The organism is Methylobacterium gnaphalii, from assembly GCF_007992215.1.
Classification (GTDB): domain Bacteria; phylum Pseudomonadota; class Alphaproteobacteria; order Rhizobiales; family Beijerinckiaceae; genus Methylobacterium; species Methylobacterium gnaphalii.
This window is the reverse complement of sequence record NZ_BJZV01000005.1, coordinates 1-22357: the sequence shown is the minus strand read 5'-3', so window position 1 is coordinate 22357 and position 22357 is coordinate 1. Positions and strand designations below refer to the sequence as shown.

Sequence of the window (22357 nt, the reverse complement as noted above, 5' to 3'; positions counted from 1 at the left end):
CGAGACGATCCCATGGCTGACACGGATCTCATGAACCTTGTCTTCGGGCGCCTGCGCCTCGACGACATCCCGTACCACGAGCCGATTCTGCAGGTGACGTTCGCGGGCGTCGCCGTGGTCGGCCTCGCCGTGCTCGGGGTCATCACCTATTACCGCTTCTGGGGTCCGCTCTGGCGCGACTGGGTGACGAGTGTCGATCACAAGAAGATCGGCATCATGTACATCATCCTGGCGATCGTCATGCTGCTGCGTGGTTTCGCCGACGCCCTCCTGATGCGTTCGCAGCAGGCGATCTCCTTCGGCGAGAACCAGGGCTTCCTGCCGCCGCACCACTACGACCAGATCTTCACCGCCCACGGCGTGATCATGATCTTCTTCGTAGCGATGCCCTTCGTCACCGGCATGATGAACTACGTCGTGCCGCTGCAGATCGGTGCGCGCGACGTCGCCTTCCCCTTCCTGAACAACTTCTCGTTCTGGATGACGGTGTCGGGCGCGATCACGGTGATGATCTCCCTCTTCGTCGGCGAGTTCTCGCGCGCCACCTGGCTCGCCTATCCGCCGCTCTCGGGGGCTGACATGAGTCCGGGGGTGGGTGTCGATTACTATATCTGGGGCCTGCAGATCGCGGGCATCGGGACGACGCTCTCAGGGATCAACCTCGTCGCCACCATCGTGAAGATGCGGGCGCCGGGAATGACCATGATGAAGCTGCCGATCTTCGTGTGGACCTCGCTCTGCACGAACGCGCTGATCGTAGCCGCATTCCCGATCCTCTCCGCCGTTCTCGCGCTGCTGACCCTCGACCGCTACGTCGGCACGCACTTCTTCACGAACGACCTCGGCGGCAACCCGATGATGTACTTCAACCTCATCTGGATCTGGGGTCACCCGGAGGTCTACATCCTGATCCTGCCGGCTTTCGGCATCTTCTCGGAGGTGACCTCGACCTTCTGCGGCAAGCGGCTCTTCGGCTACGTGTCGATGGTCTACGCCACGGTGGTCATCACCATCCTCTCCTACCTCGTGTGGCTGCACCACTTCTTCACGATGGGCTCAGGCGCCTCCGTGAACTCGTTCTTCGGCATCACGACGATGATCATCTCGATCCCGACGGGCGCGAAGATCTTCAACTGGCTGTTCACGATGTTCCGCGGCCGCATCCGGTTCGAGGTGCCGATGCTGTGGACCGTGAGCTTCATGGTCACCTTCGTGATCGGCGGCATGACCGGCGTGCTGCTCGCCGTGCCCCCGGCCGATTTCGTGCTCCACAACTCGCTGTTCCTGATCGCGCACTTCCACAACGTGATCATCGGCGGCGTGCTGTTCGGCATGTTCGCGGGCGTGAACTACTGGTGGCCCAAGGCCTTCGGCTTCAAGCTCGACCCGTTCTGGGGCAAGGTCTCCTTCTGGTTCTGGACAGTCGGCTTCTACGTCGCATTCATGCCGCTCTACGTGCTCGGCCTGATGGGCGTAACGCGACGCCAGCAGCACCTCGAGGATCCCTCGCTCCAGGTCTGGTTCGTGCTGGCGGCCTGCGGAGCGGTTCTGATCGCCATCGGCATCGCTGCGATGCTCACGCAGTTCACGGTCTCGATCCGCAACCGCGAGAAGCTGCGCGACGTCACGGGCGACCCCTGGGGCGGCCGCACCCTCGAATGGTCCACCTCCTCGCCGCCGCCCGAGTACAACTTCGCCTTCACGCCGCGCATCCACGACCTGGATGCCTGGTACGACATGAAGCGCCGCGGTTACGAGCGGCCGCGCGAGGGTTTCAAGGCGATCCACATGCCGAAGAACACCGGCACCGGCGCGATCATCTCTGCCTTCAGCGTCGCCTTCTCGTTCGGCATGGTCTGGTACATCTGGTGGCTGGCGGCCCTGAGCTTCGTCGCCATGATCGCCGCCGCGATCATCCACACCTTCAACTACAACCGCGACTTCGACATCCCGGCCGACACCGTCGTGCGGACCGAGGCTGAGCGGAGTGCCGTACTCGCGGCCATGGCCTGACTCCGATGACGATGCACACCGACACCGCTCCTCCCGGAGCCCAGGCCCCGGTCTTCTACGAGACCGAGGAGCACGCCCACGAAGCCTCGACCATGCTCGGCTTCTGGGTCTACCTGATGAGCGATTGCCTCATCTTCACGGTCCTGTTCGCCACCTACGCCGTGCTCGGCCGCAACTACGCGGCCGGCCCCTCCCCGCTCGATCTGTTCGACCTCAAGCTCGTCGCGCTCAACACCGCGATGCTGCTGTTCTCCTCCATCACCTACGGCTTCGCGATGCTGGAGATGGAGAAGGGTCGACTGAAGGCGATGCAGCTCTGGCTGCTCGTCACCGGCCTGTTCGGCGCGGCCTTCATCGGCATTGAGCTCTACGAGTTCTCGCACCTGATCCACGAGGGCGCGACGCCGCAGCGGAGTGCTTTCCTTTCGTCTTTCTTCGCGCTGGTCGGCACCCACGGCCTGCACGTCACCTGCGGCATCGTCTGGCTGATCGTTCTGATGATCCAGACCGCGCAACGCGGCCTGATCCCCGAGAACAAGCGTCGGCTGATGTGCCTGTCGATGTTCTGGCACTTCCTCGACGTCGTCTGGATCGGTGTGTTCACCTTCGTCTACCTGATGGGAGTCGTGCGATGAGCGCTGCCCAAGACGCAGATCACCACGGCCACGGGCATGGTCACGACGGCGGGGCCCATGGCAGCTTCAGGGGCTACATGACCGGCTTCGTGCTGTCGGTGATCCTGACGGCGATTCCGTTCTGGCTCGTCATGGGCGATGTGCTGAAGAACCCGGTCTGGACCACGGTCATCATCCTGGCCTTCGCCGTGGTGCAGATCATCGTCCACATGGTCTACTTCCTCCACATGAACACCAAGTCGGAGGGTGGCTGGACCATCTTGGCGCTGATCTTCACCGTGACCCTGGTGGTCATCACGCTGACCGGCTCCATCTGGGTCATGCATCATCTCAATACGAACATGATGCCGATGTCTCCGCACGACATGCTGCACCATCAGCCCTAAGACCGGCATGAGCGGCGAGGCCACGTCGCACCGATCGCGCGGCGCGCTCGTCGCGATCAATCTGCTTGGCCTGCTCCTGGTAGCGGCCTTCGTCGGCCTTGGGATCTGGCAGATGCAGCGCCGGGCCTGGAAGCTCGACCTGATCGCTCGCGTCGAGGCGCGGGTCCACGCCGAGCCCGGCCCTGCGCCCGGGCCGGCGGACTGGCCCGCTATCAGCGCCGAGACCGACGCCTACCGGCGCCTGCGTCTGACTGGCGGTTTCGACTTCGATCGCTCCACCCTGGTCCAGGCCGTGACGGCACTGGGCGGCGGCTACTGGGTGCTGACCCCGCTTCGCTCCGAGCGCGGCTTCACCGTGCTGGTTAATCGTGGCTTCGTGCCGGCCGACCGGCGCGACCCGGCCGCCTGGCAGCAGCCCAAGGGCACGGTGACGCTGACCGGCCTCCTGCGCACCAGCGAGCCCGGAGGCGGCTTCCTGCGCGCCAACGATCCCGAGGCCGGACGCTGGTATTCCCGCGACGTCGCGGCGATTGCGCAGGCGCAGGGCCTCGGTGAGGTCGCCCCCTATTTTGTCGACGCAGATGCGGGTGCCGATGCCGGCCAACTCCCTGTGGGCGGGCTGACCGTGGTCTCGTTCCGCAACGAGCACCTCGTCTACGCGCTAACCTGGTTCGCCCTGGCGGCGATGAGCATCGGCGCTCTCGCCTATCTCGACCGCGAGGTCCTCAGGGGCCGGCGGGGCAAAACGGAATAAGGATCGCTTCGTGGGCGCAAGCGAGGCGGCTCTTGGATCTTAGCCCGTTGATCGCCGCACCCGATCCGAAGCCTCCGGACCGAGCGATCGCGCCGTGCACACGGTCGCCTTCGACAGGCGTTCCGAAATTATTTTGCGTATATCTGCTTAGCTAGCATTATTCTTAATGCATTTTTGTTGCCCCCTGTCGGCGTTTCCCGTATTTCGAAGCGGTCCGACAGGCCGAATCCGTGAAGCTTCCGTCAAGCCTCGTCTCTACAAAAGACAGTCGCGACGAAGCAGAGAGCGGCGCGCCGGACACGTCTCGCAGACGAGAGGGCGACAGACCGCGCCGGAGACAGTGCAGGAAGAACGCACGAGGCTCCGTAACAGTCCTGCCCGCCGCGAGGCATTAGCATCCGCCCGGGAAAGCTGGGGCCGGATGGACGGCGGGGGCGGACGTGGCAGGTCATCTCGGGTCGAAGGTTTTCGGATCAGACTGGCAGCGTCTCGCCCGCGGGGCGCTGCTGCTTGTCGGGCTCTCAATGTCATCGACGGCGGTTCTCGCCTATGCCGATCTTCTGCCCGACGCCTTCGACCTCGGCGTCTTCGACGGCGACTCTTCCCGTGCCACCCATCTGCCGCACGTCGCGCAGCAGGTCGCCCTGGGCGAGCCGCTGCGCATCGTGGCGTTCGGCTCCTCGTCGACGCAGGGCATCGGCGCGAGCACGCCGGCCGCAGCCTATCCCGCCCGTCTCGAGGCGCTGCTGAAGAGCGCCCTGCCCCATCTGTCCGGCGGCATCAGCGTACTCAATCGCGGCATCGGCGGAGAGGCCGTCGACGAGATGATGGCCCGGCTCGACCGTGACGTGATCGGTGAGCATCCCGACCTCGTGATCTGGCAGACCGGCAGCAACGATGCGCTGCGCGGCATCTCGCTTGACCATTTTCGCGAGGAGACGGAGGCTGCCGTGCGCCGCATCCGCGAGGCCGGCATCGACGTGGTGCTGATGGAGCCGCAATGGTGCCCGCGCTTCGACGCGACCCCCGGCGCCTATCGCTTCCGCGATGCCGTGCGCCAGATCGGCGACAATCTCGAGATTCCGGTGATCCGCCGCTCGTCGCTGATGCGGAGCTGGATCACCCAGGCGAAGCTCACTCATACTGAGCTGTTCGCCGCCGACGGCCTGCACATGGCCGACCGCGGCTACGACCTGCTCGCCCAGGCGGCGGCCGAGGACGTGTTGCGCGGCGCCGCCGTGAAAGTCGCCGAGACCGAGGCGGTCGAGGACTGAACTCCAATTACAAACGAAAAAGGGCCCCGCGAGGGGCCCTGAACCGTCATCGCTCGCCGGTTTGGCGGGATGGTGGGCGCGACAGGGATCGAACCTGTGACCCCTTCCATGTCAAGGAAGTGCTCTCCCGCTGAGCTACGCGCCCGGCCTGGCCCGAGGACCCCGGCAAGGCGGCGGCTATAACCGCTGCCGCACGGCCGTGCAAGCGATGGTTCTGCCGATTTTCGCGGAATCGTCCCGAGAGCGGGGACCTGCCGCAGGACAAGGCTGCGCACGCGTGCAAAATCGATCGACCCGGAGATACGGGTGCCCATCATCAGACGGACATGCTCCTGTGCTTTGCCCGCTTCGGGATTGCCGCTACAGGTGCGATGCAACAGGGAGGCTTCGTCGGCTTCCTTCGTCTAGGAGTCCGTGGCTTGCGCATTGCGATGATCGGTTCGGGCTATGTCGGCCTGGTCTCCGGGGCGTGCTTCGCCGATTTCGGCCACGAGGTGGTCTGCGTCGACAAGGACCCGAGCAAGATCGAGGCCCTCCAGGCAGGCCGCATCCCGATCTTTGAGCCGGGCCTCGAGGCGTTGGTCGGCGATAACGTCCGCCAGGGGCGCCTATCCTTCACGACCGAACTCGCCCCGGCCGTCTCCGGCGCCGATGCGGTGTTCATCGCGGTGGGTACGCCCTCGCGGCGCGGTGACGGCTTCGCCGACCTGTCCTTCGTCCACGCCGCCGCCCGCGAGATTGCTGAGGCGATCACCGGCTACACGGTGGTGGTGACCAAATCGACGGTTCCGGTGGGCACCGGCGACGAGGTCGAGCGCATCATCCGCGAGGCCGCGCCGCAGGCCGAGTTCGCGGTGGTGTCGAACCCCGAATTCCTGCGCGAAGGCGCGGCCATCGACGATTTCAAGCGGCCCGACCGCATCGTCATCGGTACCGAGGATGCTCGCGCCGCAGCCGTAATGAACGAGGTCTACCGTCCGCTCTACCTCAACGCTGCGCCGATCCTGGTGACTGGACGACGCACGGCGGAGCTGACCAAGTATGCCGCCAACGCCTTTCTCGCTACCAAGATCACCTTCATCAACGAGATCGCCGATCTCTGTGAGCAGGTCGGCGCCAACGTCCAGGAGGTCGCCCGCGGCATCGGCCTCGATAACCGCATCGGCAAGAAGTTCCTGCATGCCGGCCCGGGCTACGGCGGCTCCTGCTTCCCGAAGGACACCCTGGCACTGGTCAAAACCGCGCAGGACCACGGCGCACCGATCCGCATCGTCGAGACGGTGGTGGCGGTCAACGACCAGAGGAAGCGCGCCATGGCGCGCAAGGTGATTGTGGCCTGCGGCGGCTCGGTGCGCAGCAAGACAGTCGCGCTGCTCGGCCTGACCTTCAAGCCGAACACCGATGACATGCGCGACGCGCCGTCCCTATCGATCGTTGCCGGCCTCAAGGATGCCGGCGCCGTCGTGCGGGCCTACGATCCTGAGGGTATGGAGCAGGCCCGCCCGCTCCTCGACGGCATCACCTATGCCGACGATGCCTATCACTGCGCGGAAGGGGCGGATGCGCTTGTCATCGTCACGGAATGGAACGCCTTCCGCGCGCTGGACTTCGCGCGGCTGCGTACGGTTATGACCGAGCCCGTCCTGGTGGATTTGCGCAACATCTACAGCCGAAACGCCGTCGAGCGGCACGGCTTTCGCTATACAAGCATTGGCATAGCGTGACGGATCGATATTTTAAGCAAAAACGTCGACCTTGGCATTAATGAACTGTATTCGATTGATTTCAACGCTGTAAAAATGTTTTTCTCTCAAAAAAGTTCAGATTCGCGATCGTCTGTGCTAAAAATGGTATTCGCGCATAAGTTTATTTTAAAGTATACGTTTGCGGGTTTGAGCGGATGGCGTTCTATGTTGCGTCTTTGCTTGATATGAGTCTTGGATTGGTTTCCGGCGTGAGGCTAGATCTTAAGCGGCCTGATCGATGAAGCCTGGCAATGCGGCGGATCGATCGACTTCGGGCACGGGTCGTTATCGAGCAGGGCTCGGTGACCATACCGATGCCACACTAGGGGGCGATGTCCGCCCCCGGATAGGTCTCTCCGAGAGGCTTGTCATACCCTTTCACGAGCGTGTGCGAATCGAACGTGACCAAGCGAACTGACATCGCGATCATCGGTCGTGCCTGCCGCCTTCCCGGCGCTTCGAGCGTCGACGGGCTTTGGCAACTCCTCACCGAGGCGCGCTGCGCCGTCTCGTCGATTCCCGCCGATCGTTGGTCGCTGGAGCGCTACGCGCATCCGCGGGCGAACGAGCGGGGCAAGAGTTACACCTGGGCCGCGGGCGTCATCGACGACGTCTGGTCCTTCGACCCGGGCGTGTTCGGCATCTCGCCGCGCGAGGCCGAGCAGATGGACCCGCAGCAGCGGCTGCTGCTTGAGCTGACTTGGGAAGCGCTGGAGGATGCCGGCATCGCGCCGTCCTCCGTCGCAGGCCGTGACATCGGCGTCTTCGTCGGCGCCTCGTCGCTTGATTACGGCAACCTGCGCATCCTCGACACCGCGTCGGGCGATGCCTACGCCGCGACGGGCAACGTGCTGTCGATCCTCTCGAACCGCATCTCCTACATCTACGACCTGAAGGGGCCGAGCTTCACCCTCGACACCGCCTGCTCGTCCTCCCTTGTCGCCCTCGACACGGCGCTCGTCGCGCTGAACAGTGGGCAGGTCGACACGGCGATCGTAGCCGGCGTGAACGTGCTGGCGAGCCCGTTCAACTTCATCTCCTTCTCGAATGCGACGATGCTCTCGCGGACCGGCCTGTGCCAGGCCTTCTCTGCCAACGCCGACGGCTACGTGCGCGCCGAGGGCGGCGTCGTGCTGGTGCTGCAGACCGCGAAGGCGGCGGCGCGCGACGGCAACGTGGTGCGCAGCGTCATCGCTGCCAGCGGCGTGAATTCCGACGGGCGTACCTCCGGCATCTCCCTGCCCTCGGGCACGGCCCAAGGCGCGCTCCTGGAGCAGGTCTATCGCGAGGCCGGAATCAACCTCGATTCCATCGCCTTCGTCGAGGCGCACGGCACCGGCACGCCGGTCGGTGACCCAATCGAGGCGAAGGCAATCGGTTCGCGGCTTGGCAAGGGCCGCAAGGCGCCGCTGCCGATCGGCTCGATCAAGACCAATATCGGCCATACAGAGCCGGTCTCGGGCCTCGCCGGGCTGCTCAAGGCGAGCCTCGCCCTCGAACACGACATGCTGCCGCCCTCGCTGCACTCGGCCGAGCTCAACCCCGACATTCCGTTCGCCGAGCTGAACCTCTCGGTGAACCGGGCGCCGCTGGCGCTGCTGCGCGGCAAGGCCGAGCGCTTCGCCGGCGTGAACTCCTTCGGTTTCGGTGGCACGAACGCGCACGTCGTGCTCACCGACCCCGCTCGCGCCGCGGCACCGTCCGGCGACAGTCAGAAGCCCGAGATCCTGCTGCTCTCGGCGCAGAGCCGCGCAGCGCTCAACGATCTTGCCCTCGACTATGCCGAGAGGCTCGAGGCCGCGGCGCCTGCAGAGGCCGCACGCATCGCCGCCGCGGCGGCCCACCGCCGGGACCGCTTGCCCGTGCGCCTCGCCGTACCGTTCGGCGCCGGGGACGAGGTCGTGCGGGCCCTGCGCGACGTCGCCGAGGGCGAGGATACCGATGCTGCCGTCATCGGCACGGCGGCCGAGCGCGCGGCCGAGGCCGTCTTCGTCTATTCCGGCAACGGCAGCCAATGGGGTGGCATGGGCCGCGAGGCCTACGAGACCAACACCGTCTTCGCCGCCGCCTTCGACCGGGCCGATGCCCTGTTCGCACCGCTTTCGGGCTGGTCGCTGAAGGAGGCGATGTTCGCCGACGATATCGACGAGCGGCTCTCGCTCACCCGGATCTCCCAGCCGCTGATCTTCGCGATCCAGGCGGCCTCGACGGAGGCCCTGCATGCGCAGGGCCTGAAGCCGGCCTACGTCCTCGGGCACAGCGTCGGCGAGATCGGTGCCGCGTATGCTGCCGGCATCCTCAGCCTGGAACAGGCGGTGAAGGTGATCTTCCACCGCAGCCACCACCAGGAGACCACGCGCGGCCTCGGCTCGATGGCCGTGCTGCTCGGCCCGGTCGAGGAGCTGGAAGCCTTCCTCACGGATTATCCAAGCCTCGACATCGCCGCCTATAACAGCCCCAAGGCGATCACCGTCGCCGGCCCGGTCGACGCCATCGAGGAGGCGATGAAGGCGCTGGCGCGCAAGCGCCGTCGCGGGCGCAAGCTCGACCTCGAATATCCGTTCCATGGCCGGCTCATGGATCCGACCGAGAAGCCGCTCCTGCGCGATCTCGCGGGGCTCGATGCCTCGGCCGGCCACACGCCGATGATCTCCACCGTGACCGGCACGATCGAGCCGGGCTCGGCCTATGGCGCCGGCTACTGGTGGCGCAACATCCGCGAGCCGGTCCGGTTCTGCGATGGCCTCCAGGAGGCGGCCCGCCAGGGTGCGCGTGTCTTCGTCGAGGTCGGTCCCCGAGCCACGCTGCTGTCGCATGTCGGCGATGCCGTCGAGCCGCTCGGCATCGAGATCTCCACCGTCGGCGTGATGCACCGCAAGCCGGCCGGTGGCGACCCGATCGCCAAGGCGCTCGCCGCCGCGCTCGTCGCGGGTGCGGCCGTCGACGAGACGAAGGTGTTCGGATCGAATCCGGCCGGCGCCGTCTCGCTTCCCACCTATCCCTGGCAGCGCCGCTCCTTCCGCCTCGCCGAGACGAGCGAGGGTGTCGGCGGGATGACGCCGCGCCCCTACCACCCGCTCGTCGGCTCACGCGTCTCGCCCGATGGCCTGGAATGGCACGGCGCGCTCGACGCGCAGCTGGTGCCGGATCTCGACGATCACCGCATCGAGGGGCAGGTCATCCTGCCGGGCGCCGCCTTCGTCGAGATGGCCCTGCAGGTCGCCCGAGAGGCGCACCGCTCCGAGACGGCCGTCCTCGCCGACCTGGAGATCCAGGCGCCGATGGTGTTCGCGGAGGACTCGCTGCGCGAGGTCGCGGTTCGGCTGTCCGGCTCGGGCAACATCGTCCAGATCCTCAGCCGGCCGCGCCTGACACAGACGCCCTGGCAGCTGCACGTCACCGCGAAGATCGTGGACGGCGACTACGCGCCGGCCGAGCGCCGCGACGTCGAGATGCCGGTCGAGCATGCTGTTGCCGGCGAAGATCTCTATCGCCGCGCGGCGGCGTCGGGTCTCGGCTTCGGGCCGAGCTTCCGCCAAGTTGCCCTGTCCGCGCGCTTGGACGAGACCACCATCGTCTCCGAGCTGCTGCCGGCCGAGGCCGATACGCGCTATGGCCTCGTGCCCGCACGCCTCGACTCGTGCTTCCACGGCCTGATCCTGCTCTTCGCCGAGCTGCTCGGCGAGGATTCGGCCAAGGCCTACGTGCCGGTGCGCTTCGGCGAAATCCGCCTGAACCGGCCCGGCGCCGTGATCCACCGCGCCGTGATCAGCACGCGCCGCTGCAACGAGCGCTCGATCCTCGCCGACTTCACCCTGCTCGACGAGACCGGCGAGGTTATCGCGACGATCCGCGAGGGCCGCTTCCAAGCACTTCGCGTCAAGGGGGGCAGCGAGCTCTCGGCCTACGCCATCGCGCAGACGACCGAGCTCGCCACTGTGCCCACGGCCATCGCCCTCGATCGCCAGCCGGAGATCGCCGAGATCATGCGGCCTGGCGCCGCGACGGCCGTCCTGTCCGACGAGGAGCCGCTCGGCCCGGGCCAGCTCCTCCTCGAAGGCTGGGCGACGGCCCTCGCCTACCGCCTCGCGGACGGCCTGTCCCAGGCTGGCCGGGTCGATACGGCGAAGCTGCCGGCGGACCTGCGCCCCTGGCTGCTCAACGCCCTCCAGGCCCTGGAGAGCAGCGGTCTCGCCTCGCATGACGGCAAGGCTTGGCGCGTGCGCGGCGACGTCTCGTTGCCGCGTCCCGAGGAGATCATGCGCTGGATCGCGGCGGATCACCCCGAGCTCTCCGCGGAACTCGTGCTGATCGCCGACGTGACGGCCCTCGTCGCCCGCCTGCTTGGCGGGTCTCCGGTCACGGCTACGAGCCTGCCGCAGGCGGCGCTCGATGCCTTCGTGATGCGCAGTGCCACGGCCCGCGCCTCCGCCGAGGTGATCGCGCAGGTCGTCGAGAGGGCCCGCGAGGCCCTGCCCCGCGACCGGGCCCTGCGCATCCTGCAGGTTGGCTTCGGTCCGCTCTCGAGCAAGGCGGCTGCCTTCGCCGAGACGATGCAGGCGCAGATCAGCGTCTTCGAGGCCGACCGGCGGCTGGCCGAGCGCGCCCGCCTCGCCCTGCCCCGCCGTGTCACGGTGATCGAGGCCGTCGAGGATCTGGCATCTGCCTCCTTCGACCTGATCCTGGCGAGCGACGCACTGCATCGTGCCGACCGGGCCCTGCTCGCGGCCGTCGCCGGCTCCCTCGCGACCGGCGGCCTGCTCGCGGCCGCCGAGCCGACCAATGCCCTATTCCGCGACATGGTCTTCGGGCTCGACCCCAACTGGTTCGAGGGCACCGCGGAGATGCCGCACAGCCGCCTGGAGGACGTAGCCGGCTGGCAGCGCGTGCTCAGCGGCGCTGGCCTCGTCGGTGTCACGGCCGAGCGCGCGGCCTCCGCCAACGGCAACGACCTGCTGCTGCTCGCTGAGGCACCGGTGCGTCCGGTGGCTCCGCACGGCCAGAGCTTCGCCTTCGTCATCGGCTCCGAGGACGAATTCGCCGCTGATACGGCCTCCTCCCTAGCAACGTTGCTCGTCGCCGCGGGCGTGCATGTCTCGATCATCCTCGATTCCGAGCAGTCGCTACGCGAGCTGGAGCGCGAGAACCCGGACACGGTGGTGTTCCTGGCCGGCGCCTTCGGCCATGGTGGTGAGGCGTCCGAGCGCCTGCGCGATCGCTGCCTCAGTCTCAAGCGCTGCGCCGAGCATCTCGGCAGCCGCCAGACCCGTCTCTGGGTGGTGGCCCCCGGCGCTACGCGCGATCGTGGCGGTTACGCCGTGGCGATCGAGGCGGGCCTTTGGGCCTTCAGCCGCACGCTCGCCAATGAGACTGCCTCGCTCGACGTGCGCCGTGTCGACCTCTCGCCGGCGCTCACCTCCGAGCAGGCCTCCCAGCGCCTGTGCGGGCTCATCCTCTCCGGCACGCCGGAGACGGAGATCGTGCTCGACGAGGACGGCACCCGCGTGGTGCGCTTCCATCCAGGGCTTCCGGCGCGCCGCATCGGCGCCGATGTCGAGGCCGCTCCGGCGGCGCGGCTGGAGCGCAGCAATGCCGGCGGCCTCAACGAGATGGAATGGGGACCGGCCGAGCGGACCGCCCCCGGGCAGGGCGAGGTCGAGATCGCCGTCGAGGCCACCGGCCTCAACTTCCGCGACGTGCTCTGGGCGCTCAACATGCTCCCGGAGGAAATCCTGGAGGATGGCTTCGCCGGTCCGCGCCTCGGCCTCGAAGTTGCCGGCCGCGTCGTTGCGGTGGGTGCCGGCGTAACCGACTTCGCGGTGGGCGATCCGGTGGTCGCCTTCGCCAAATCGGGTTTCGCCACGCATATCGTCGTGCCGGAGATGGTGGTCGCGCCGATGCCGTCGGGCATGAGTCCGGCCGCCGCGGCGACGATCCCGGTCGCCTTCCTCACCGCCTATTACGGCCTCGTCACCTGCGCTCGGCTGCGCAAGGGCGAGTGGGTGCTCGTCCATGGCGGCGCCGGCGGCGTCGGCCTTGCCGCGCTCCAGGTCGCCAAGTGGAAGGGCGCCCGCGTCATCGCCACGGCCGGCTCGCGCGAGAAGCGCGCGCTCGTCGAGGCGCTCGGCGCCGAGCACGTGCTCGACTCGCGCTCCCTCGCCTTCGTGGACGATGTCCGCCGCATCACCGGGGACGGCGTCGACGTGGTGCTCAACTCGCTGTTCGGCGAGATGATGGAGCGCTCGCTCAACGTGCTGAAGCCGTTCGGTCGCTTCGTCGAGCTGGGCAAGCGCGACTACGTCGCCAACACCCATATCGGCCTGCGTCCGTTCCGCCGGAACCTGTCCTATTACGGCGTCGACCTCGACCAGGTGCTCCAGCACCAGGGCGAGGACGGGGCGCGGATGTTCCGCGAGGTCATCGCGCTGTTCTCCGACAGTGGGCTCAAGCCGCTACCGTATCAGCCGTTCACCTCGGACGAGGTCTCCGATGCTTTCCGGCTGATGCAGCAATCGGGGCATGTCGGTAAGATCGTGATCACGCCGCCGAAGACCGGCACCGTGGCCCGTGCCCGCAAGGCGCCGTTCGCAGTGTCGGACCGGGGCGTCCACCTGATCACCGGCGGACTCGGCGGGTTCGGCATCGAGGCCGCGCGCTGGCTGGCCGATCGCGGCGCCCGACACCTGCTGCTCGTCGGCCGTTCGGCTAAGCCGAACGATGAGGGCCGCGCCGTCATCGCCGACCTGAAGGCCAGGGGCGTCGGCGTCGAGGTGAAATCTTGCGACCTCACCGACCGGAAGGCAGTCGATGCGCTGGTCGCCGGGATCGAGAAGGCCGGCAAGACGCTGGCCGGCGTGATCCATGGCGCCATGGTCCTCCAGGACGGCCTCATCGCCAACCTGGAGCCGGAAGCGCTTGAAGCCGTGATCCGGCCGAAGGTCATCGGCGCCCAGCTGCTCGATGCGGCGACGCGCAACCGCCGGCTCGACTACTTCGTGCTGTTCTCCTCGGCCACCACCTTCATCGGCAATCCCGGACAGGGCGCCTATGTTGCTGCCAACGGCTTCATGGAGGGCCTCGCCCGCCAGCGCCGCCGGCTCGGTCTGCCGGGGCTCGCTGTGGCCTGGGGCGCAATCGGCGATGTCGGCGTGCTCGCCCGCAACAAGGCGGTAATGGAGACGCTGGCCGGCCGCGTCGGCGTCACGCCGATGGACGCCCGCCACTGCCTCGACCTGATGGCCGAGGCCCTGACCGCGCAGGGGCCTGCCTCCGACGAGGCCGTGGTCGCCATCGCGGCGATGCATTGGGGCAAGGCGCGCGAGCGTCTCGCCACGCTGCGCTCGCCGAGCTACGGCGATCTCGGCTCCGACCAGCAGGCCGAGGCCGGCACCGTTGCGGCCATCAACATCGCCGCGCTCCTCAAGGGCAGCGACGTCGACACGGTCCGCAAGACCGTCGCCGACGCCATCGTCGAGGACATCGCCCGTATCCTGCGCCTGCCCAAGGACGACATCAGCCGCACCCGGCAACTCTCGGAGATCGGCCTCGATTCGCTCATGGGCGTCGAGCTCGGTGCGAGCCTGCAGGAGCGCTTCGCCCTCGATGCGCCGCCGGCCGGCATCTCGTCGGGTCTCACGGTGAACGAACTCGCGGACACGCTGATCCAGGCAGTCGCGACCCCGGTCGACGAGAGCGCGGGTGCCTCCCTGGTGCTCGCTCAGAAGCATCTCGGCGACCTCGATGCCGAGACGCTGGTGCCGTTCCAGGACCTCGTCGAACAGAATACGGCCGAGATCAAAGAGATCCTGTCATGACCCGATCGACACGGGCCGACGAGGAGGGCCGCGCGGCCCTGGCCAGCTTCGTCACGAACCGCCTCGGGCGCACACCCGTGCGCCCGGCCCCGGCGCCGGCCGAGACCAAGAGCGAGACGCCGGACTCCCCTCAGGATTTCGAGAAGCTTGCGGGCTACCGCGAGCTGAAGCTGCAGCGCTCCGCCGCCGACCTGATCGGCGTCGCCAACCCGTTCTTCCGCGTGCACGAGACCCGTGCCGGGGCGACGACGCGGATGGAGGGGAAGACCTGCATCAACTTCTCGTCCTACGACTATCTCGGCCTCAACGGTCATCCGGCCGTGAGCGGGGCGGCGCGCAAGGCGATCGAGGCCTACGGCACATCGGCCTCCGCGAGCCGGATCGTGGCGGGTGAGCGGCCGGGCCACGGCCGGCTGGAGAAGGCGCTCGCCACCCATTACGGCACCGAAGCCTGCGTGGTGATGGTCAGCGGCCACGCCACCAACGTCACCGCGATCGGCGCGATCCTCGAATCGCCCGACGTGATCTTTCACGACGCGCTGATTCACAACAGCGTGGTGACCGGCGCGCAACTCTCCGGGGCGCAGCGCCGCTCCTTCGCCCATAACGATCCGGCGGCCCTGGAGAAGCTCCTGGAGGCCACCCGCCACGAACATCGCCGCGCGCTGATCGTGATCGAGGGCCTCTACAGCATGGACGGTGATGCGCCGGATCTCGCCGCCTTCGTCGAGCTGAAGCGCCGCTATGATTGCTGGCTGATGGTCGACGACGCCCACGGGCTCGGCGTGCTCGGCCGGACCGGCGCTGGCCTGCATGAGCATTGCGGTGTCGATCCCTCGGACGTCGACATCTGGATGGGCACGCTCTCGAAGACGCTCTCGTCCTGCGGCGGTTACATCGCCGGGCCTGGGGTGCTGATCGAGTACCTGAAATGCACCGCTGGCGGTTTCGTCTACAGCGTCGGGCTATCGCCGCCACTGGCAGCCGCGAGCGATGCGGCGCTGGCCGTGATGCTCGCCGAACCCGAGCGGGTCGAGCGCCTGCGTCGCAACGGCAACCTGTTCCTGACGCTTGCGAAGAAGGCGGGCCTCAACACGGGGACGAGTCTCGGCCTCGCGGTGACCCCGGTGATCGTCGGCGATTCCCTGAAGGCCGTGACCCTGTCGAACCGGCTCTATGAGCGCGGTATCAACGTTCAGCCGATCATCCATCCGGCGGTGCCGGAGCGGGCCTCGCGGCTCCGCTTCTTCATCACCTCCGAGCACACGCCCGACCAGATCAAGGAGACGATCACCGCGATCGCCGAGGAACTGGCGGCGCTGGAGACCGGGAGCACGCTGATCGAGCAACTCATGGCACGCCGCGGGGTCTGACCGATCCCAGGCTCCGGAATGAAAACGGCCCGGACCTCGCGGTCCGGGCCGTTTTCATGTTCGCGCTGCGACTGGCTTACATGCCGTAGGCGACCTTGCCGGTGTTGCTCTTCTTGAGGTTGCGGAAGCGCGCCATCGCCCAGAGCGGGAAGAACTTCGGGTAGCCGTGGTAGCGCAGGTAGAACACCCGCGGGAACCCGGTTGCCGTGTAGCGCTCCTCCGACCAGAAGCCGTCCGGCCCTTGCGTGCGCGACAGGAAGTTGATGCCGCGGGCCACTGCCGGATCATCGACCTTGCCGGCTGCCATCAGCGCTAGCAGCGCCCAGGCCGTCTGCGAGGCGGTCGACTTGCCGGGTTCGAACTCCGGATTGATCTTGTAGCTCAGCGCGTCCTCGCCCCAGCCGCCATCCGGGTTCTGGATGCGGATCAGCCACGCGGCGGCCTTGGCGACCTGCGGGTGGCTGCCGTCGACGCCGGCCGCGTTGAGCGCGCAGAGCACCGACCAGGTGCCGTAGATGAAGTTCATGCCCCAGCGGCCGTACCAGCTGCCGTCGGCCTCCTGGTCGTTGAGCAGGTAGGTCACGCCGCGATCCAGCGCACGGCTCGTCTCGCGGGTCTCGCCGAGCTGCGCGAGCATCGAAACGACGCGCGCCGTCACGTCCGCGGTCGGCGGGTCGAGCAGCGCGCCGTGATCCGAGAACGGAATGTGGTTGAGGTAGTGGTGGTTGTTGTCCGCATCGAAAGCCGCCCAGCCGCCATCGGCGCTTTGAAGGCCCTCCACCCATTCGCGGGCGCGTGCGATCGAGGTCGAGTAGTCGGGCATGCCAGTGACGAGGCCGTGCTGGCGCATGGCACGGTCCATCGCCATCACCACCACGGCGGTGTCGTCGAGATCCGGGTAGTGCGGGTTGGCGTACTGGAAGGCCCAGCCGCCGGGGCGCACGTCGGGCTTGGCCGCGGCCCAGTCGCCCTTGATGTCGAGCACCTGGAGGGGCTTCAGCCAGTCGAGGCCGTTGCGCGCCGTGGCCTCGGCCTGGGCACCGCCGGCTTCGAGCAGGGCGTGACCCGACAGGGCCGTGTCCCAGACCGGCGAGACGCAGGGCTGGACGTAGGCCTCGTCGTCCTTTTCGACGACGAGCTTCTCGATGGCCTCGCAGGCGATCTTCACCTGCGGGTGATCCTTCGGATAGCCGAGCACGTCGTACATCAGCACCGAGTTGGCCATGGCGGGGTAGATCGCGCCGAGCCCGTCCTCACCGTTCAGGCGCTCGCTGACCCAGGCCACGGCCTTGTCGATGGCGCGCTGGCGCGGCGTCTTCGGGAAGTAGTCCTGGGTCTTCTGGAGCACGCGGTCGATGGCGCCGAAAATCGGCGTCCAGGGCCAGGCGGCATGGGGTGAGCCGGGCCAGTGGCGCACCGAGGCCGGCGGGGTCACGAACAGCTCCTGCACGCCGACGCCGCGCGGGTTCTTCGCCAGCGGCTTCTTCGCCTGCAGCACGAAGAGCGGCACCATCACGGTGCGAGCCCAGTAAGAGACCTTGTCGAGGTGGAACGGGAACCACTTCGGCAGGTGCATGATCTCGACGGGCATCACCGGCACGGCCGTCCACGGCACCTCGCCGTAGAGCGCGAGCAGGAAGCGCGTGAAAACGTTGGCATTGCTGGCGCCGCCGCGGCTGAGGATCGCCGCGCGCGCCTTGCGCATATGCGGCGCCTCGATGTCGTCGCCGATCATCTTCAGCGCGAAATAGGCCTTCACGCTGGCGCTCATGTCGAAGGCGCCGTCATGCACGAGCGGCCAGCCGCCATGCTGCGCGGACTGCGTGCGGCGCAGATAGGCGCCGATCTTCTGCTCCAGCCCCGGCCGGACCTCGGTCCCACGGAACTGGTGGAACAGGATGTACTCGGACGGGATCGTCGCGTCCGCTTCAAGCTCGAAGCAGATATGGCCGTCCTTCTGGGCGAGATCAGACAGGGCGCGCGTGGCGGCCTGGATGCTGCGCTCGACCGTATCGAGCGAGACATCCCGCGTCTTCACACGCTGCAGCGACTCGACCTTCGAGTCGATCCTGTCGATGGCAGCCTCTCGCATCGCTTCGTTCCCCGAAATCCTCATTCCTGTCGTCATGCGTCACGCAACTCCCGCGTGCCTGTGTCCGACCGCACGTGCCGGAACGGGCAAGCTTGCCCGACCCCTAAGCGCGAGCGCGGCATTTGTTCCCGATCGGATGGCGCCCTCGATGGTCGAGGGCAGTCCGTTCGCGATCCAATCACCTGCCAAGACGAGATTGTCGTAAGCGGTCGCCGCACCCGGACGACGTGCGGCCTCCGCGGGGGTCGCCGCGAAGGTCGCTCGCTTCTCCTTGACGATCTGCCAGCTGGGCAATTCGCGTGCAAGTCCGTGCAGATCCGCGATCTCGTGCCAGATCTGGCGGGCGAGATCCTCGCGCGGCACGTCGAGCAGGTGATCCGCACCGCTGATCGTCACCGAGAAACGGTCGGGATAGGCGAAGAGCCATTCGGTCAGGCCGCCGACGATGCCCAGCAGCAGAGGACTGCCCGGCGGCGGCACGGCCACGAAATGCGCGTTGACGATCGAGCGGAATTCCTGCGGCGTCGGCAGGCCCGGCATCAGGTCGGCGGCGACCCAGGGCGGCACGGCGAGCACCACGGCATCGCCCGGGCCGATCTCGGTGGGCTCGTCGGTGAAGTCGAGGCGTGTGATGCGTCCGCCCTGCGCATTGATGCCGCGCAGACGCCGACCGAACCGGATCTCGGCGCCGCGCCGCGAGAGATACGCAAGGGCCGGGTCGACGAAGGCCGCCGAGAGACCGTCCACGGCCACCAACGGACGGCAGGCCTGGCCGCCGGCGCCGAGGGTCTCGCGCAGAATCGTCGCGGCGAGCCCGACATCGCTCTCGCGCGGGTCCGTATTGAGGGCGGCGAGCAGCACCGGGTGCCAGAGCCGCTCGTAGAGCAGGCCCTCACAGGGAATCGTCTCGCCGATCGTGCCGGCCTGACCGGGCTTCTTGCCGGAGGCGGCGAACATCAGCGTCAGGGGCGCGAGGTAGTCGCGCGGCCGGCTTCCGGGCACCCGGCGCGAAGCGGCGAGCACCCACCAGGGCAGGCGCCCGGCATTGGGCCGCAACGTCCAGCGCTCGCCGGTGCGCAGATCGGCGAAGTCGAAGGCGGCCTCGTCCGGTCCCTGGAGCGCCGTGGCCGGTGCGCCGATGACCTTCAGAAAATCGAGCGCCGAGCGGTTGCCCGACAAAAGCAGATGGTTGCCGTTGTCGATGGTCAGGCCGAGGGACGGATCGAAATACGAGCGGCAGCGGCCGCCGGCATGTTTGGCGGCCTCGTGCAGCACGACGCATTGGCCGGCCTCCGCGAGACCAGCCGCAGCCGCGAGACCGGCGAGCCCGGCGCCGACAACGTGAACAACGCCCGCCATCAGACGATCCCGTGCCTCAGCGCGACGCCGATGAGCGAGAGCTTGCTCGGCTTCACCCGCGTGCGGGGCGCGGTCCAGCCGCGCTTCACCACCGCGTCGAGATAGAGGTGATAGGCCGCTGCCATCAGGCGCGCGGCCTTGGTCGCGCTGCGCGGGTTGCGGCGGATGATCTCCCAGGTCGTGCGATAGTGCTCCTCGGCCTCGGCGGCGACGCCGGCGCAAACTTCGGCGAGCCGGGGATGGGCGAGCGCGCTCTGCGGGGTTGGGTTCTGCAGGCCGACCGCCTGGAATTTCTCCAGCGGCAGGTAGAGCCGGCCGCGCTCGGCATCCTCGTCGATGTCACGCAGGATGTTGGTGAGCTGGAGCGCCCTGCCCTGGTGCCAGGCGAGCTTGATTCCGTCCGCCTCTTCCATGCCGAAGATCCGTACGGAGAGCCGGCCGACGGCGCTGGCAACGCGATCGCAGTAGAGGTCGAGCTTCTGCTCGCTCGGCGCCACGATGTCCTCGACGGCATCCATCGCCATGCCGTCGATGACGTCCTGGAAGTCCTGGCGTTTCAGGCCATACGTCTTCACCGGCCCGACGAGCGCCTGGACGCGGGCGGGCGGCTTGCCCGCATAGAGGGCGTCGATGTCGGCACGCCAGCGGTCGAGTTCGGCCGCGCGGACCTCGCGGGCGCCGCCATCGTCGGCGACGTCGTCCACCGCGCGGCAGAAGGCGTAGACGGCGTACATCGCGTCGCGCCGCTCGGCCGGCAGCAGCCGCATCGCCGTGTAGAACGACGAGCCGGCGGCCGGCAGGGCCTGTGCGTCTGCGCTCGATGCGGCGACGGGGCTTGCGGTGGCGCTCATCGTTTGGCCTCCGCCGTGGTCATGCGGTTGGATCGGGGCCGGAACGGCCTGCGGACCAGCGTCGACGCGATGCCGCCCAGCGCCGTCATCGCGAAGCCGGCCTTGGAGTGATGGACCTTTTGCGAGAGCGGGTCGCGCGTCAGCAGTCCGCGCGTCAGCACGACCGCGAGGCGGTAGATCGCTGCGATTTCGAGGCTGAGCCGGAGGTCGTCGATCTGCCCCGGCAGTGGCGCGCCGTCCTCCAGCAGGTCGAGGGTTCGTTGCGCCAGCTCGCGAATCGCCTCGAGAAGCTGCGGCGAGGCGGTCGTTGCCCCGAGCATCGACACGTCGGCCCCGTGCTTCCGAAGAGTGTCCTCGGGAAGATAGACGCGGTCGAGGTTGCGATAATCCTTGCCGCAATCCTGGAGGTGGTTGAGCACCTGCAGGGCCGCGCAGATCGCGTCCGAGGTCTTCCAGACCCGGGCCGGATCCTCTCCGTGGATGTCGAGCACGAAACGGCCGACCGGCATCGCCGAGTAGCGGCAATAGTGGATCAACTCATCCCAGTTCGCGTAACGGCTCTTGCGCGCGTCCATGCGGAAGGCGTCGAGCAATTCGAGCGCGTGGGTCGGCGGCTGAGCGTGGGCGGCGAGTTCGCGCTTGAGCGGCTCGGCCTCCGGGTCGGAGGGCCCCCGGCCGGTCAGCGAATCCGCGAGCGCGTCGAGCATCGCGATCTTCTGCTCGGGCGACAGCGCGGCATGGTCGGCAATGTCGTCGCCGGCGCGAACGTAGTTGTAGAAGGCCAGGATCGCCCCGCGATAGCGCGGATGGATCAGGTGGGACGCGACGGGGAAATTCTCGTCCCGGTGGCCCTTGCCCGAGCGGGTTTCGGTGGCAGTGGAGGGCGCAGCGCTCATCGCGACGCCTTCATGTAGCCAGCCTGCCGGAACCACGCGATCGCGTCCGAGAGACCTTCGCGATAGGGGCGCGAAGTGTAGCCGAGTTCGGCCCGCGCCTTCGCGTCCGAGAAGAACATCGTGTACTTCGACATGCGCACGCCATCGATCGTGGCGAGCGGCGCCTTGCCGGTCACCCGCGCGATCTGCTCGGAGATGAAGGCGATCGGATAGATCACGGCGTAGGGCAGCCTCGTGGTCGGGGCCTTGCGGCCGACCATGCCGGCGATGTCGGCGAGCATCTGCGCCAGCATCACGTCCTCGCCGCCGAGGATGTAGCGCTCGCCGATCCGGCCCTTGTTGAGCGCCAGCAAATGGCCGGCGGCGATGTCGTCGACATGGGCGAGGTTCAAGCCGGTATCGACGAAGGCCGGAATCTTGCCCTGCGCCGCGTCGAGGATGATGCGCCCGGTCGGCGTCGGCTTGACGTCACGGGGGCCGATCGGCGTCGACGGGTTGACGATGACGGCGGGCAAGCCCTCGCGGGCCACCATGTCCTCGACCACACGCTCGGCCACAACCTTGCTGCGCTTGTAGGCGCCGATGGCGGTCTCGGGCGTCAGCGGCCGGGTCTCGTCGGCGGGCGTGCCGTCGGTATGCGGTTTGATGGTCGCGACGCTCGACGTGTAGACGACCCGCTCGAGTCCGGCCTTCAGCGCCTCCTCCATGAGGATGCGCGTGCCGTCGCGGTTGGTGCGGACGATCTCTTCCATATCCGGCGCCCAGAGCCGGTAATCGGCGGCGGCGTGGATCAAGTAGCGCTGGCCGCGCATCGCTGAGCTCACGGCGGCGCGATCGCGCATATCGGCCTCGACGATTTCCACGTCAGTCCAGGTCAGGTTGGTGCGGGGCGACGAGGCACGCACGGTGATCCGCACCGGGAAGCCGGCCTTGCGGAACACGTCGACGAGGGCGGCTCCGAGGAAGCCGCTCGCGCCGGTGATCAGCACGGGCCCCGGTTCGAAGGGGCCGCTGGACGTCGGCTCTGTCATGTCTCTCGCATCGACCATGAGGAAAACGCCTGGGCCGAGTCGGCCCAGGCGTTCACGAAGCGCGGTACGCTTGTCTCACCGATAATGCGGCGCAGCAAGATCAGGCGAGGCGCAGGTGCCCCGCGCGGCTGTCC

Annotated in this window: 13 protein-coding genes and 1 tRNA gene; 8 read left to right on the top strand and 6 right to left on the bottom strand. The window is 67.7% G+C overall.

Going from position 1 to position 22357, the window contains the following annotated elements; genetic code table 11:
• Positions 1–12 precede the first annotated feature (12 nt).
• From cyoB to MGN01_RS05820, 5 genes are all read left to right on the top strand, one after another.
• Positions 13–2013: a cytochrome o ubiquinol oxidase subunit I gene (cyoB, locus tag MGN01_RS05840; RefSeq protein ID WP_147045664.1), complete on the top strand. Its 2001-nt coding sequence runs from the start codon at positions 13–15 to the stop codon at positions 2011–2013.
• Positions 2014–2018: 5 nt separating this feature from the next.
• The gene (gene cyoC, locus MGN01_RS05835) at positions 2019–2648 is read left to right on the top strand and encodes a cytochrome o ubiquinol oxidase subunit III (protein WP_147045663.1); all 630 of its coding nucleotides are present in this window, start codon (positions 2019–2021) and stop codon (positions 2646–2648) included.
• Positions 2645–3034, top strand: coding sequence for a cytochrome o ubiquinol oxidase subunit IV (cyoD, locus tag MGN01_RS05830; protein WP_147045662.1), 390 nt, complete (start codon positions 2645–2647; stop codon positions 3032–3034). Before cyoC ends, cyoD begins: the two co-directional genes overlap by 4 nt.
• Before the next feature lie 7 nt (positions 3035–3041).
• A complete protein-coding gene (locus MGN01_RS05825) occupies positions 3042–3788 on the top strand; it encodes an SURF1 family protein (protein ID WP_147045661.1) in 747 nt (248 codons plus the stop codon).
• A gap of 524 nt (positions 3789–4312) precedes the next feature.
• On the top strand, positions 4313–5062 hold the full coding sequence (locus MGN01_RS05820; RefSeq protein WP_147045826.1) for an SGNH/GDSL hydrolase family protein: 750 nt from the start codon (positions 4313–4315) through the stop codon (positions 5060–5062).
• Positions 5063–5132: 70 nt separating this feature from the next.
• On the opposite strand, the gene MGN01_RS05815 is transcribed toward MGN01_RS05820, so the two are convergent.
• A tRNA-Val gene (locus tag MGN01_RS05815) sits at positions 5133–5207 on the bottom strand.
• Positions 5208–5481: 274 nt separating this feature from the next.
• On the opposite strand from MGN01_RS05815, the gene MGN01_RS05810 reads away from it, so the two are divergent.
• From MGN01_RS05810 to MGN01_RS05800, 3 genes are all read left to right on the top strand, one after another.
• Positions 5482–6786 carry a UDP-glucose dehydrogenase family protein gene (locus tag MGN01_RS05810; RefSeq protein ID WP_147045660.1) on the top strand — a complete coding sequence of 435 codons (1305 nt, stop codon included), beginning with the start codon at positions 5482–5484 and terminating at the stop codon, positions 6784–6786.
• A 422-nt stretch (positions 6787–7208) separates the two neighbouring features.
• Positions 7209–14621 (top strand): type I polyketide synthase, encoded by a 7413-nt coding sequence (locus MGN01_RS05805; RefSeq protein ID WP_147045659.1) that lies wholly within the window; start codon positions 7209–7211, stop codon positions 14619–14621.
• Entirely contained in the window at positions 14618–15994 is a 1377-nt protein-coding gene (locus tag MGN01_RS05800; RefSeq protein ID WP_147045658.1) for an aminotransferase class I/II-fold pyridoxal phosphate-dependent enzyme, read from the top strand. Before MGN01_RS05805 ends, MGN01_RS05800 begins: the two co-directional genes overlap by 4 nt.
• Positions 15995–16070: 76 nt before the next feature.
• Here the strand turns inward: MGN01_RS05800 and shc are convergent, their stop codons facing one another.
• Genes shc through hpnA form a run of 5 tightly spaced genes read right to left on the bottom strand, consistent with a single transcriptional unit; the run spans position 16071 to position 22223 of the window.
• A complete protein-coding gene (shc, locus tag MGN01_RS05795) occupies positions 16071–18086 on the bottom strand; it encodes a squalene--hopene cyclase (RefSeq protein WP_147045657.1) in 2016 nt (671 codons plus the stop codon).
• Between the two features lie 39 nt (positions 18087–18125).
• Complete coding sequence (gene hpnE, locus MGN01_RS05790) at positions 18126–19445, bottom strand: hydroxysqualene dehydroxylase HpnE (protein WP_147045656.1); 1320 nt, start codon at positions 19443–19445, stop codon at positions 18126–18128.
• Positions 19445–20296 (bottom strand): presqualene diphosphate synthase HpnD, encoded by an 852-nt coding sequence (gene hpnD, locus MGN01_RS05785; protein ID WP_147045655.1) that lies wholly within the window; start codon positions 20294–20296, stop codon positions 19445–19447. The genes hpnE and hpnD overlap by 1 nt, the downstream gene beginning before the upstream one ends.
• Positions 20293–21192, bottom strand: coding sequence for a squalene synthase HpnC (gene hpnC / locus MGN01_RS05780; protein WP_147045654.1), 900 nt, complete (start codon positions 21190–21192; stop codon positions 20293–20295). The genes hpnD and hpnC overlap by 4 nt, the downstream gene beginning before the upstream one ends.
• Complete coding sequence (gene hpnA / locus MGN01_RS05775) at positions 21189–22223, bottom strand: hopanoid-associated sugar epimerase (RefSeq protein ID WP_147045653.1); 1035 nt, start codon at positions 22221–22223, stop codon at positions 21189–21191. The genes hpnC and hpnA overlap by 4 nt, the downstream gene beginning before the upstream one ends.
• Between the last annotated feature and the right edge of the window lie 134 nt (positions 22224–22357).

Bases quoted from the DNA above. Each gene is read 5' to 3' on its own strand.
- shc (WP_147045657.1), bottom strand. From the start codon at position 18,086: ATGCGAGAGGCTGCCATCGACAGGATCGACTCGAAGGTCGAGTCGCTG.
- hpnC (WP_147045654.1), bottom strand. From the start codon at position 21,192: ATGAGCGCTGCGCCCTCCACTGCCACCGAAACCCGCTCGGGCAAGGGC.
- MGN01_RS05820 (WP_147045826.1), top strand. From the start codon at position 4,313: ATGTCATCGACGGCGGTTCTCGCCTATGCCGATCTTCTGCCCGACGCC.
- hpnA (WP_147045653.1), bottom strand. From the start codon at position 22,223: ATGACAGAGCCGACGTCCAGCGGCCCCTTCGAACCGGGGCCCGTGCTG.
- hpnE (WP_147045656.1), bottom strand. From the start codon at position 19,445: ATGGCGGGCGTTGTTCACGTTGTCGGCGCCGGGCTCGCCGGTCTCGCG.
- hpnD (WP_147045655.1), bottom strand. From the start codon at position 20,296: ATGAGCGCCACCGCAAGCCCCGTCGCCGCATCGAGCGCAGACGCACAG.
- MGN01_RS05800 (WP_147045658.1), top strand. From the start codon at position 14,618: ATGACCCGATCGACACGGGCCGACGAGGAGGGCCGCGCGGCCCTGGCC.
- cyoC (WP_147045663.1), top strand. From the start codon at position 2,019: ATGACGATGCACACCGACACCGCTCCTCCCGGAGCCCAGGCCCCGGTC.
- cyoB (WP_147045664.1), top strand. From the start codon at position 13: ATGGCTGACACGGATCTCATGAACCTTGTCTTCGGGCGCCTGCGCCTC.
- MGN01_RS05825 (WP_147045661.1), top strand. From the start codon at position 3,042: ATGAGCGGCGAGGCCACGTCGCACCGATCGCGCGGCGCGCTCGTCGCG.
- cyoD (WP_147045662.1), top strand. From the start codon at position 2,645: ATGAGCGCTGCCCAAGACGCAGATCACCACGGCCACGGGCATGGTCAC.